The organism is Variovorax paradoxus, from assembly GCF_022009635.1.
Classification (GTDB): domain Bacteria; phylum Pseudomonadota; class Gammaproteobacteria; order Burkholderiales; family Burkholderiaceae_C; genus Variovorax.
Genome location: NZ_CP091716.1, coordinates 5,665,179 through 5,677,380, shown reverse-complemented (window position 1 = coordinate 5,677,380; position 12,202 = coordinate 5,665,179). Strand labels below are relative to the sequence as shown.

Below are 12,202 nucleotides of genomic sequence, written 5' to 3'. Positions count from 1 at the left end.
TTCCGAAAAAAGGGGAAGTCAAATGAATTTGAAGAATCTGAAAATCGGCACCCGCCTGGGCTTCGGCTTCGCGGTGGTGCTGCTGCTGATGGCGGTCATCGCCGCCACGGGCATGCTGCGCCTCGGGAAGGTGGGCAAGGCCACGGAGGAGGTGATGGAGCGCGCGCTGGTCAAGGAGCGCCTGGCCAACCAGTGGTCCAACCTGCTGGGGCCGGCCATCGTGAACTCGTTCGCGATGGTCAAGGCGACCGATCCCAAGGTGGCGGCCTACTTCGAGAAGGGCCGGGCGGAAAAGTCGGCACAAATCAATCCGGTGCAGAAGAAGCTCGAGGAACTCCTGACCTCCCCGGAAGAAAAGAAGTTGTACGCCAACGTGGCCGATGCTCGCGCCATCGTGCTGCAGAGCATCGGGCAGATCAACAAGCTCAAGTCGGAAGGCAAGAACGAGGAGGCCATGGACATGGCCGACAACAAGTTCGCGCCCGCGCTGGCCGTCAACGAAGAAGCCGTCGCCAAGCTCGCGGCATACCAGCGTGACCGCATCGACGAACTGGCCAAGGGCATCGAGGCCGACCATTCGAGCGGCGAGACGCTGCTGCTGGCGCTGTCGGGCATCGCATTGCTGCTGGGCGCGCTGTTCTCCTGGCGGCTGACACTGGGCATCGTGCGCCCGCTGGGGCAGGCCGTGCAGGTGGCGGAGACGGTGGCCGCCGGCGACCTGAGCACGAACATCAAGGTGGAAAGCCGCGACGAGGCGGGCCAGCTGATGCAGGCGCTGAAGAACATGAACGAGAGCCTGGCCAAGGTGGTGGGCGAGGTGCGCACGGGCACGGAGACGATCGCCACGGCGTCGGGGCAGATCGCCTCGGGCAACCAGGATCTGTCTTCGCGTACCGAAGAGCAGGCCAGCTCGCTGGAGCAGACGGCCGCCTCGATGGAGGAACTCACCAGCACGGTGAAGCAGAACGCGGACAACGCGCGTCAGGCGAACCAGTTGGCGATGTCGGCTTCCGAAGTCGCCGTGAAGGGCGGCAGCGTCGTTTCCCAGGTGGTGGACACCATGGGTTCGATCAATGCGTCGTCCAAGAAGATCGTCGACATCATCGGCGTGATCGACGGTATCGCATTCCAGACCAACATCCTGGCGCTGAACGCGGCCGTGGAAGCCGCTCGCGCAGGCGAACAAGGCCGCGGCTTCGCGGTCGTGGCATCGGAGGTTCGCAACCTCGCACAACGCTCGGCTGCGGCGGCCAAGGAAATCAAGACCCTCATCGGCAACTCCGTGGAGAAGGTCGAAGAGGGCAGCAAGCAGGTGGAAGAGGCCGGCCGCACCATGGATGAGATCGTCGGCAGCGTGAAGCGCGTGACCGACATCATGGGCGAGATCACCGCAGCGAGCCAGGAACAGACCTCCGGCATCGAACAGATCAACCAGGCCATCACGCAGATGGACCAGGCCACGCAGCAGAACGCGGCGCTGGTCGAGGAAGCCTCGGCGGCGGCGCAATCGCTGCAGGAGCAGGCCGGAAGCCTCGTGCAGGCGGTCAGTGTCTTCAAGCTGGACGCCAATGCGGTTGCCACCGTGCGCCCGGGTTTCACCCGCATCACCCCCATTCCCAAGACTGCCAGGCCGGCGCCGGCGGCGGCCAAGCGGCCCGCCAAGGCGCTTCCCGCGCGGCGGGAGCCGGGCGGCGCCGCCGCGCCGCAGCTGGCCATGGCCGGCGACGCCAAGGGCGACTGGACAGAGTTCTGACTTTCAGCCCTCAACTTTTGCCCGGCGCTGCCGATAAACAAAAAGAGGCGCCTACGCGGTGCCAACCACACACACCAATTGACAGGTAAAGCCTTATGTCCGGAAGCATGTTCTACACAGGTCTGAGCGGCCTCGGCGTCGCCCGCGCCGCGCTGATGACCACGGCTCACAACACCGCCAACGTCTACACGGCGGGCTACAGCCGCCAGGTGGCCGAGATCGCCACGGGCGGCGCCATTTCCAGCGGCTCGGGTTACATCGGCACGGGCGCCAACGTCACGACCGTCTCGCGCAGCTACGATCGCTACCTCACGGCGCAGCTCGCCAGCGCGCAGTCGAACTCGGTCGCGCTCGCCACCAACGGCACGCAGATCAACCGCATCGACACCCTGCTGGCCGACAAGACCTCGGGCATCTCGGCGCTGATGCAGAACTTCTTCACCAGCATCCAGGGCGTGGCCAACACGCCGGCCGACCCGGCCGCGCGCCAGCAGATGATCAGCTCCGCGCAGGCGCTGGCCAGCAAGTTCCGCTCGACCGACCAATACCTGTCGGACCTGAACACGTCGGTCAACGAGCAGATCGACGGCAGCGTCGAGCAGATCAACGTCTACGCCACCAAGATCGCCAGCCTGAACCAGCAGATCAGCCAGGCCACGGCCATGGCCAGCGGCCAGCCGCCGAACGACCTGCTCGACCAGCGCGACCTGCTCGTGAGCCAGCTGAGCCAGGTGGTCGACGTCAAGGTGCTGCAGCAGGACAACGGCAAGTACAACGTGTTCATCGCCACCGGCCAGTCGCTGGTGGTGGGCGACTACGCTTCCCAGATGGTCTCGGTCAACTCGGCCGCCGACCCCACCCGCAAGGTGGTGGCGCTCAAGGGCTTCGGCGGCAACACCGCCGAGCTCGACGACAGCACCTTCAAGGGCGGCGTGCTCGGCGGCCTCATGACCTTCCGCAGCGAAACCCTCATCCCCACGCAAAATTCCATCGGCCGGCTTGCCATGTCGGTGTCCGATGCGGTCAATGCCCAGCACAAGCTGGGTGTGGACCTGAACGGCGCGTTGGGCCAGAACTTCTTCAACCAGGCGGTGCCGGGCGTGATGTCCAACGCAAAGAACACAGGCAACCTCGAATTCGGTGCCACGCTGACCGATGCTTCGAAGCTCACCACCAGCGACTACGACGTCAGCGTCACCAACGTGGCGGGCACGCTCACCTACACGGTCACGCGCCTGTCGGACAAGACGTCGATGGGCAGCTTCACCACCTTCCCGATCACCTTCGACGGCGTGAGCCTCAATGCCGCCAGCGGCACGGCGCAGGCCGGCGACTCGTTCCTGGTGCAGCCGACCCGCACCGGCGCGCGCGACCTCGACGTGCTGGTGCGCGACCCCGCCAAGGTGGCGGCCGCATCGCCGCTGGTGACCGGCAACACCGCCGGCAACAAGGGCAACGCCGCGCTGAGCGCCGCGACGGTCGACGCCTCCTACCCCGGCACGCCGCTGGCAGGCCCGGTCACGCTGAGCTTCGACGCCGCCACGGGCACCCTGTCGGGCTTTCCCGCGACCTCCGCCGTCACCGTGACGCTGGCCAACGGCACCAGCACCACCTACGCGGCCGGCGCCGCGGTGCCCTACACCGCCGGCGCGAAGATGAGCTTCGACGGCGTCACGGTCAGCATGACCGGCGCGCCGTCGCAGGGCGACACCTTCACCATCAAGAACAACACCTCGGGCGTGTCCGACGGCAGCAATGCGCTGCTGCTGGGCGCACTGCAGCGCAAGACCACGATGGCCAACGGCACGGCGACCTTCAACGGCGCCTACTCGCAGCTGGTCAGCGAAGTCGGCAACCGGGCCATGGCGGTCAAGGTCGCGGCCGCCACGCAAGACAGCGTGACCGGCCAGATCAAGGCCAGCCAGCAGTCCGTCTCCGGCGTCGTCCAGGACGAGGAAACCGCCAACCTGCTGATGTTCCAGCAGATGTACCAGGCCAACGCCAAGGTGATCCAGACCGCATCGACCATGTTCGACGCGATCCTCGGCATCCGCAGCTGAGCCGTTTCACAGAAGCAAAGAATCCAGGAGCCGCGATGCGCATCAGCACCTCATCCTTCTACGAGCAGAACGTCGGCGCCATGGGCCTGCAGCAGCAGAAGCTGTTCCGGGTCCAGCAGCAGCTGGCCACCAATTCCAAGTTCCTGTCCGCCGGCGACGATCCGGTCGGCGCGGCGCGCTCGCTCGGCGTCAGCCAGACGCTGTCGGAAAACGCGCAGTACGCCACCAGCCGCCAGCGCGCGAGCCTGGCGCTGTCGACCGAGGAAAACGCACTGAACTCGGTCACCTCGATCCTGCAGAACATCAAGACGCTGACGGTGAACGCCGGCAACGGCACGCTGACCGACGCCGACCGCGCCTCGCTCGCCACCACCATCCAGAGCGCCTACGACCAGCTCGTGGGCGTGGCCAACTCGGACGATGGCAACGGCCAGTTCCTGTTTGCCGGCTTCAAGAGCGGCAGCCCGCCCTTCGTGACGGGCCCGGGCGGCGGCGTGCAGTACGTGGGCGACCAGGGCCAGCGGCTCATGCAGGTCGACGTGGCGCGCCAGATGTCCACGGGCGACGACGGTCGCAGCATCTTCCAGTCGGTGCAGGGCGGCGCGGGCTACGTGGCTTCTAGCTCGGCCAGCAACACCGGCAGCGGCGTGTTCGGCGCCATCGGCATCACCGATGCCACGGCACCGAACTACGGCAAGGACTTCACCATCAGCTTCAACGGTGGCAACTACACCGTGATGACCAAGGACGTGCCGCCCGTGGTGGCCGGTGCCGGCGCCTACACGGCCGGCTCGCCCATCGACTTCGGCGGCGTGCAGCTCAAGTTCACCGGCAAGCCGGCGGACGGCGACAGCTTCGACGTGTCGACCGCGCAGAACGCCGGCACCGACGTGTTCGCGGCCATCGGCCAGCTGGTGACGGCGCTTCGCACCCCGCTCGCCGGCGGCGGCGAGGCGGCCCAGGCGCAGCTGCAGAACGCGCTGGCCACGGCCAACCGGAAGGTGACGAACGCGCACGACAACGTGCTGACGGTGCTGTCGTCGGTCGGCTCGCGCCAGACCGAGATCGATTCGCTCGACTCCGGCGGCGCGGCCCGCAAGCTGCAGGAAGAGTCGTACCTGTCTTCCATCGAAGACCTGGACCCGTACAGCGCGATCGCCGAGTTCTACCAGCGCCAGTCTTCGCTGCAGGCAACGCAGATGACGTTCGCCAAGCTGAACAGCATTTCGTTGTTCAACTACCTGTGATCGGCGGCGGCCCGGCCGGACTTCCGCCCGGGCGCGCCTTCAAGGAGGACAATCGCGGGAGTTCCATTCGACCTCCCACGACCATGCCCCGCCTCGACGACCCCCTCCACGACGCAGAAATCGGCTCCCGCGACAGCACGCTCGACACCACCCGGATCGACGACGTGCGCATCGGCGCCGTTCGCCCCCTCATCACCCCCGCGCTGCTGCAGGAGCGCGTGCCGGTGCGCGACAACACCCTGGCGCTGGTCGAAGGCAGCCGCGCGGCGATTGCCGACGTGCTGCACGGCCGCGACGACCGGCTGGTGGTGGTGGTCGGCCCTTGCTCCATCCACGACCACGACCAGGCCATCGAATACGCCCAGCGCCTGAAGACGGTCGCCGATTCGCTGCAGGACGACCTGCTGATCGTGATGCGCGCCTACTTCGAGAAGCCGCGCACCACCGTGGGCTGGAAGGGCTACATCAACGACCCGCACCTGGACGGCAGCTTCGCCATCAACGAAGGCCTGGAGCGCGCGCGGCGCCTGCTGCTCGAGCTGACCACCCTGGGCCTGCCGACCGGCACCGAGTTCCTCGACCTGCTGAGCCCGCAGTTCATTGCCGACCTGATCGCCTGGGGCGCCATCGGCGCCCGCACCACCGAGAGCCAGAGCCACCGGCAACTGGCCTCGGGGCTGAGCTGCCCGGTGGGCTTCAAGAACGGCACCGACGGCAGCGTCAAGGTCGCGGCCGACGCCATCCTCGCGGCCCGCGCGCCGCATGCCTTCATGGGCATGACCAAGATGGGCATGTCAGCCATCTTCGAGACGCGCGGCAACGACGACTGCCACGTCATCCTGCGCGGCGGCAAGGCGCCCAACTACTCGGCCGCGGATGTCGCGGCCAGCTGCGAGGCATTGCTGGCGAACGGCCTGCGGCCCCAGGTGATGATCGACGTCTCGCACGGCAACAGCAGCAAGCAGCACCAGCGGCAGATCGTGGTCGCCGAAGACGTGGCGGCGCAGATCGCGGGCGGCGAGCGGCGCATCACCGGCATCATGATCGAGAGCCATCTCGAGGAAGGCCGGCAGGACCTGAAGCCCGGCGTGCCGCTCAGGCACGGTGTGTCGATCACCGATGCGTGCATCGGTTTCGCGCAGACGGTGCCGGTGCTCGAGGGGCTGGCGACGGCGGTGAAGGCGCGGCGGCGCCTGGCGAAAGGCTAAGGCCGAAGCCCCTGCGTGAACCGCAGCATGTTCGCGATCCCCTGCGCGAAGCGCGGCTCCAGGAAGGCTCCCAGGTTCGGCATCAGCAGCTGCAGCATGAAGATGCCCGCCAGCAGCGTGAGCGGAAAGCCCACCGCGAAGATGCTGAACTGCGGCGAGGCGCGGTTCAGGATGCCCATGGCCAGGTTCAAGGTGAGCAGCGCGGTGATGAGCGGCAGCGACAGCAGCAGCCCGCTGGCGAAGATCTCTCCGCCCGCCAGCACCAGGAACATCCATCCTCCCGCCACCAGCGGGCCGTCCGAGATGGGCAGCGTCTGGAAGCTCTCGGCCAGCGCGTTCACGATCAGCAGGTGGCCGTCGAGCGCAAGAAAGATCAGCGTCGCCAGCATGTTCAGCAGGCGCGACACCACCATGGTGCTGCCGCGGCTCATGGGGTCGTAGAAGGAAGCGAACGACAGGCCCATCTGCAGGCCGATGTATTCGCCCGCGGCCAGCACGGCGGTGAACACCATCCGCATCGCGAAGCCCATGGCCACGCCGATGAGCACCTGCTGCACGATGATCCAGAGGCCCCCGGCGGACACCACGGGCACCGCCGGAAACGGCCCGATGAGCGGCGAGATCACCAGCGTGAGCATGGCGGCGATGCCCACCTTGACCTGCCTGGGAACCCACGACTCCGCGAAGATCGGCGCGGTGCTCACCAGCGCGAGCATGCGCACGAAGGGCCACAGGAAGGCCACCACCCAGCCCTCGAGCTGGCCCGAAGTGACGGAGAAGATCGAAGGCGTCACGCCAGCAGTTGCGGGATGCCGGCGAACAGCGCGCGCATGTAGTCGAGCATGCGGTCGAGCATCCACGGCCCGGCGATGACCAGCGTCGCGAACACGGCGAGCAGCTTGGGAATGAAGGAAAGGGTGGCCTCGTTGATCTGCGTGGCCGCCTGGAAGATGCTGACGATCAGGCCGATGACCAGCGCCACCAGCAACAGCGGGGCGCCCAGCAGCAGCGAGATTTCCATGGCCCGATGGCCCATGGTCATGACTGATTCGGGGGTCATGTGCGGTCCTGCTAGATATAGAAGCTTTGCGCGAGCGCGCCGATCATCAGCTGCCAGCCGTCGGCCAGCACGAAGAGCATCAGCTTGAAGGGCAGCGCGATGGAGGCGGGCGGCACCATCATCATGCCCATCGACATGAGCACGCTGGCCACCACCAGGTCGATGATGAGAAACGGTATGAAGATGGTGAAGCCGATCTGGAACGCCGTCTTCAGCTCGCTGATGACGAAGGAGGGCAGCAAGATGCGCAGCGGCACGTCCTCGGGGCCCTGCATCTCGGGCGCCTTGGCGAGCCGGGCGAACAGGGCCAGGTCGGTCTCGCGGGTCTGCTTGAGCATGAAGGTCTTGAAGGGCGCGATGCCGCGCTCCAGCGCCTTGTCGGCGCTGATCTTGTTCTCGGCGAAGGGCTGGTAGGCCTCGGTGTAGGCCTTGTCGAACACCGGCGACATCACGAAGAAGGTGAGGAACAGCGACAGCCCCACCAGGATCTGGTTGGGCGGCGAAGTCTGCGTGCCGATGGCGGTGCGCAGCAGGCCGAGCACGATCAGGATCCGCGTGAAGCTGGTCATCGACAGCAGCAGCGCGGGCAGGAAGGTGAGCGAGGTCAGCAGCACCAGCGTCTGCACGCTCAGCGACCAGGTCTGGCTGCCGGCGGGACCGGGGGTGCTGGTGAGGCCGGGCAGGCCCTGGGTCCAGGCGGCCAGGGGCAGCGTGGCGGCGAGCAGCAACAACGCGGCACGCAGGCCGCGGCGCAATGCGGGATGCGTCATGGAGCGGTGTGCGCCTTGCCCGAGAGGGATTCGCGCAGCTTGCGGGCAAAGAGTTCGACGGGGCCGCGCGCGCCGTCCGGCGAGGCGGCATGGTTGTTCGACGAGGCCGCCTGGGCCGGCAGGGTGTGCAGCGTGTTGACCTGGCTTGCGGTGACGCCGAGCACCACCCAGGTGTCGGCGACCTCGATGACGACCACGCGTTCGCGCTGGCCGACCATGGCGCTGGATACCACCTTCACATGCTGGCCGCCGGCCAGGCGCTGCAGGCCGAAGCGTCGCGCGAGCCAGGCGCACAGGAAGATCAGGCCGACCACCACCGCCATGCCGAAGCCGGCCTGCAGCAGGCTGCCCGCACCGACGGCCGAAGGCGCGGCCGATGCGGCCTCATGCGTGGGGGAGGGCACGGTGGGCAGCGCAGCTTGCGCGGCCCGGGCGCAGAGCAGGAACAGCAGGGCCGGCGCCGCCGCGCCCCATGCAGGCAGGTGCCGGCGCAGGTTCATGAGCGCGCGAGCTTCTGCATGCGCTCGGAAGGGGTGACGATGTCGGTCAGGCGGATGCCGTACTTCTCGTTCACCACCACCACTTCGCCTTGGGCGATGAGGTAGCCGTTGATCAGCACGTCCAGCGGCTGGCCGGCCAGGCCGTCGAGCTCGACCACCGAGCCCTGCGACAGCTGCAGCAGGCTCTTGATGGTGATGCGGGTGCGGCCGATCTCGGCCGTCAGCTGCACCGGCACGTCGAGCACGCGCGCGATGTCCACGGGGCCCGCGCCGGGATTGGCGGCGGGCGTGTCCTGGATCTGCTGGAAGACCTGCGCGGAGGCGGGCGCGACGGCGGCGGCAACCGCTGCTGCCGCTGCCGGGTCAGGCTCGGGCACCGGTGCGGGCGCGGTGGCGGCCGTCTGCTCGGCCAGGGCGGCAGCCCAGTCGTCCGCGTCGCTGCTGGCGGAAGAGGTGTTGTCAGTCATGGTCGTTCTTCAAATCGCTGTCTTGGTGGGAGATCATTTGTTGCACGCGCAGTGCGTAGCGCTCGTTGGAGGTGCCGTAGCCGCACTCCATCACCGGCACGCCGCCGACCTTGGCGACGACGGTCTCGGGCAGCTCGATGGGAATCACGTCGCCGACCCGCAGCTTCATGACTTCGCCCAGCGTGGAGGGCATGGTCACGAAGTCGGCCACCAGCTCGACGTCGGCCGCCTGCATCTGGCGCGACATCTGCGTGACCCAGCGCTTGTCGACCTCGACCTCGTCCTGGATCGGGTTGGACAGCAGGTCGCGGATCGGCTCGATCATCGAGTAGGGCAGGCACACGTGCAGGAAGCCGCCGATGGGGCCGAACTCGATCTGCAGCGTGGTGTTGATCACCACCTCGTTGGGCGCCACGATGTTGGCGAGCTTGCCGTGCATCTCGGCGCGCACGTAGTCGAAGTCGAGCGGGAACACGGGTTGCCATGCCTCGCCGTAGCACTGCAGCGAGATGTCGAGCAGGCGCTTGATGATGCGCTGCTCGGTGCGCGTGAAGTCGCGGCCTTCCACGCGCACGTGGTAGCGCCCGTCGCTGCCGAACAGGTTGTCCACCACGAGGAACACCAGCTTCGGGTCGAACACGAAGAGGGCGGTGCCGCGCAGCGGCTTCATGTGGATCATGTTGATGTTCGCGGGCACCGGAAGGTGCCGCACGAACTCGCCGAACTGCTGGATCTGGACCTGCCCCACCGAGATGTCGGGGCTGCGGCGCATGAAGTTCAGCAGCGCGCCGCGCAGGCCACGCGCGAAGCGGTCGTTGATGACCTCCAGCGTGTGCATGCGGTTGCGCACCACGCGGTCGGGCGCGCCGAGGTCGTAGGCCGGCAGGCCGTCCTTGGGCGGGGGCGGCGGAGGTGACGACTGGTCGATGTCTCCGCCGGTGACGCCTTGCAGGAGAGCATCGACCTCGTCCTGGGAAAGCACCTGTTCATACGCCATGGGTCGCTTGTCTGGAGGAAAGGGTGGTCACTGCACGACGAACGTGTTGAACGAGACGCTGGAGATGCCCAGCTCGGGCGAGCCCGCGGTCAGCGGCGTGCTCAGCGCCTTGCGGATCTCCTCGGCCAGCTTGGCCTTGTCTTCCGGCGACACGATGGAGTCGGGCGCGCGGTTCGACAGCAGCAGCAGCAGGCGGCTGCGCACCTCGGGCATGAACTCGACCAGCTGGGCCTTGGTCTGCTCGTCGCGCACGCGCAGCGCCATGCCGATCTGCAGGAAGCGGCCGCGGCCCTCGGACTGCAGGTTGACGGTCAGCGGATCGAGCATCAGGAAGATCGGCTTCTCCGGCACCGGCGCCTTGGCGGCTTCGGCGGTGGCGGGCGAGCCCATGAAGCGCGGAACGAGCACATAGGCGGCCCCGCCGGCGACGACGAGGCCGGCGGCGATGAGCAGTCCGATGAGCAGCTTCGAGGAGCGGCGTGAGCCCGTGTCGGCGGGAATGGCGTTGGCGGCGGAAGAGGAGGTAGCCATGGTGAAGCGTTTAACTTGTCCGATCTATTCTTTGCGAAGTCCCTCGCGAATGAACGGCCGAACAAGCGCGAAAAGACGCTTCACATCCGTTCATTGCGCGGCGCCGGTGAGGGCGCCGCCGCGGGCAGGCGAGGGCAGGGTGGTTTTCTTGGCCTCAGGCGAAGGTGTCGACGCCCGAGCGTGCGTGGTTGCCGGCAAGGCTCGCACGCGCGGCGGCCACGGGCTCGGCGGCCATGCTGCTGCCGGCACGGCCGGCGCCAGGGTAGGACGGCCCGCCTTGCTGGCGGGCGGCTTGCTGCTGATGCTGCTGGTTCTGCTGCGCGAAGGCTGCGTCCTGGCCGAACGACTGGCGGGCTTCCGCGCCGACGGAGGTCTGGCCCAGCGTGATGCCCTGCTCGGAGAGCGAGTTGCGCAGCTGCGGCAGCGCGGCCTCGACGGCCTTGCGCACGCTTTCATGGGCCGACACGAACATGGCCTGCGCCTGGTTGTCGCCGATCGACAGCGTGACCTTCAGCGGACCGAGCCCGGCGGGGTTGAGGTTGAGTTCGGCCGTGTGATGGCCGGTGGTGCTCATGCGCGCCAGTTGCTGGCCGAGCGCCGGCGCCCACTTCTCGCTGCCGACTTCGGGGGCGATGGTGTGCGCGCCGGGGCGCGTGGCCGGGGCGTCGGCGCTGCGTTCGGCCGAGGCCGTCACCGTGGCGCCCTGCTGGATGGCGATGGGCGTGGGGGTGGACTGTGCGTCGTCGCCGCCGGTGGCGGCGGCCGTCGCGGCCACGGGCAGCGCGGCTGCCTTGGTGTCGGCGGTGGCTGCCTTCGACTGCGCGGCGCCGGCCAGTTGCTCGGCCGTGGCGGCGCTCGCCGCGGTGCGCCCGGAAGCGGCGCGGCCCGAAGCGGCGGTGCCGACCGGAGCGCCCGCGGATGCGGCGGGCTTAGTGGTTCCGACAGCGACCGTCTGCGCCGCGACAGCCGCGCTGGCGATGTCGTGCAGCGCCGTGGCCGGTGAAGCATCGGCGGGAGGCTGGCTGCCGGGCGCGCCGGGCTTGGCGGCGGCGGCGTCCTTGGCCAGGGCTTGCAGGTCGGCGGTCTTGGCGATGGCCTTGTCGGCGTCGGGCGCGAGCTTGGCGTCGGCGCTCAAGGTGGCGTCGTCGGGCAGCGCCTTGGCCATCGGGTCCTGCACGGCGGTTTCCAGCGGTGCGTCGGCGGCGCCTGCGGCCGTTGCCGTGTCGGCGGCGTTCGTGCCGCGCGCTGCCTGGGCGCTGGCGCGTCCGGCCAGCGTCAGCGCGTGCAGCGGCGTGTGCGCCGGCGCGAGGAACGCGAGGTTCGGGTCGGCCGGCAGCGGGGCGTCCTTGGTGTCTTCATCGGTGCCCGGCTTGCGCACGGTCTTGCGGTCGGCGGAGGCGATGTCGGTGGACGGCGCGGCGCCGTCCCGCGATGCGGCGGCATTGCGGTTGCCGGCCCGCGAGCGGTCGAGTGCGGCGCCGAAGCTGGCGCCTTGCGCGTCGTCCGTGCCACGGCCGCGCTGGCCGGCCTGCGCGGCAGACGAAGGCGCCGAAGACCCGTTGGCGACGACGGAGGGCGTGATCATGGGTGGCATGTCGTTTCCTGGAGA

General features: G+C 68.3%; 12 protein-coding genes. 4 read left to right on the top strand and 8 right to left on the bottom strand.

The window, feature by feature from the left end:
• Positions 1 to 22 precede the first annotated feature (22 nt).
• From L3V85_RS26305 to L3V85_RS26290, 4 genes are all read left to right on the top strand, one after another.
• Positions 23 to 1,753, top strand: a complete 1,731-nt coding sequence (locus L3V85_RS26305) for a methyl-accepting chemotaxis protein (protein ID WP_237675609.1) — start codon at positions 23 to 25, stop codon at positions 1,751 to 1,753.
• Positions 1,754 to 1,860: 107 nt separating this feature from the next.
• A complete protein-coding gene (flgK, locus tag L3V85_RS26300) occupies positions 1,861 to 3,813 on the top strand; it encodes a flagellar hook-associated protein FlgK (protein WP_337250094.1) in 1,953 nt (650 codons plus the stop codon).
• A gap of 35 nt (positions 3,814 to 3,848) precedes the next feature.
• Entirely contained in the window at positions 3,849 to 5,060 is a 1,212-nt protein-coding gene (flgL, locus tag L3V85_RS26295; protein WP_237675607.1) for a flagellar hook-associated protein FlgL, read from the top strand.
• An 83-nt stretch (positions 5,061 to 5,143) separates the two neighbouring features.
• A complete protein-coding gene (locus tag L3V85_RS26290) occupies positions 5,144 to 6,268 on the top strand; it encodes a 3-deoxy-7-phosphoheptulonate synthase (RefSeq protein WP_237675606.1) in 1,125 nt (374 codons plus the stop codon).
• Here L3V85_RS26290 and fliR read toward each other — a convergent pair.
• The 8 genes from fliR to L3V85_RS26250 form a co-directional block, all read right to left on the bottom strand.
• Positions 6,265 to 7,050: a flagellar biosynthetic protein FliR gene (gene fliR / locus L3V85_RS26285; protein WP_414080246.1), complete on the bottom strand. Its 786-nt coding sequence runs from the start codon at positions 7,048 to 7,050 to the stop codon at positions 6,265 to 6,267. The two genes, L3V85_RS26290 and fliR, sit on opposite strands and share 4 nt — an antisense overlap.
• A gap of 8 nt (positions 7,051 to 7,058) precedes the next feature.
• Positions 7,059 to 7,328 carry a flagellar biosynthesis protein FliQ gene (fliQ, locus tag L3V85_RS26280; RefSeq protein WP_108136317.1) on the bottom strand — a complete coding sequence of 90 codons (270 nt, stop codon included), beginning with the start codon at positions 7,326 to 7,328 and terminating at the stop codon, positions 7,059 to 7,061.
• Between the two features lie 11 nt (positions 7,329 to 7,339).
• Positions 7,340 to 8,098 (bottom strand): flagellar type III secretion system pore protein FliP, encoded by a 759-nt coding sequence (fliP, locus tag L3V85_RS26275; protein WP_237675604.1) that lies wholly within the window; start codon positions 8,096 to 8,098, stop codon positions 7,340 to 7,342.
• Positions 8,095 to 8,598, bottom strand: coding sequence for a flagellar biosynthetic protein FliO (gene fliO, locus L3V85_RS26270; protein ID WP_237675603.1), 504 nt, complete (start codon positions 8,596 to 8,598; stop codon positions 8,095 to 8,097). Before fliO ends, fliP begins: the two co-directional genes overlap by 4 nt.
• Positions 8,595 to 9,065: a flagellar motor switch protein FliN gene (gene fliN, locus L3V85_RS26265; RefSeq protein WP_237675602.1), complete on the bottom strand. Its 471-nt coding sequence runs from the start codon at positions 9,063 to 9,065 to the stop codon at positions 8,595 to 8,597. Before fliN ends, fliO begins: the two co-directional genes overlap by 4 nt.
• A complete protein-coding gene (gene fliM, locus L3V85_RS26260) occupies positions 9,058 to 10,062 on the bottom strand; it encodes a flagellar motor switch protein FliM (protein ID WP_237675601.1) in 1,005 nt (334 codons plus the stop codon). Before fliM ends, fliN begins: the two co-directional genes overlap by 8 nt.
• Before the next feature lie 27 nt (positions 10,063 to 10,089).
• A complete protein-coding gene (fliL, locus tag L3V85_RS26255) occupies positions 10,090 to 10,593 on the bottom strand; it encodes a flagellar basal body-associated protein FliL (RefSeq protein ID WP_237675600.1) in 504 nt (167 codons plus the stop codon).
• 154 nt (positions 10,594 to 10,747) lie between these two features.
• Positions 10,748 to 12,187 carry a flagellar hook-length control protein FliK gene (locus tag L3V85_RS26250; protein ID WP_237675599.1) on the bottom strand — a complete coding sequence of 480 codons (1,440 nt, stop codon included), beginning with the start codon at positions 12,185 to 12,187 and terminating at the stop codon, positions 10,748 to 10,750.
• Positions 12,188 to 12,202: the final 15 nt, after the last annotated feature.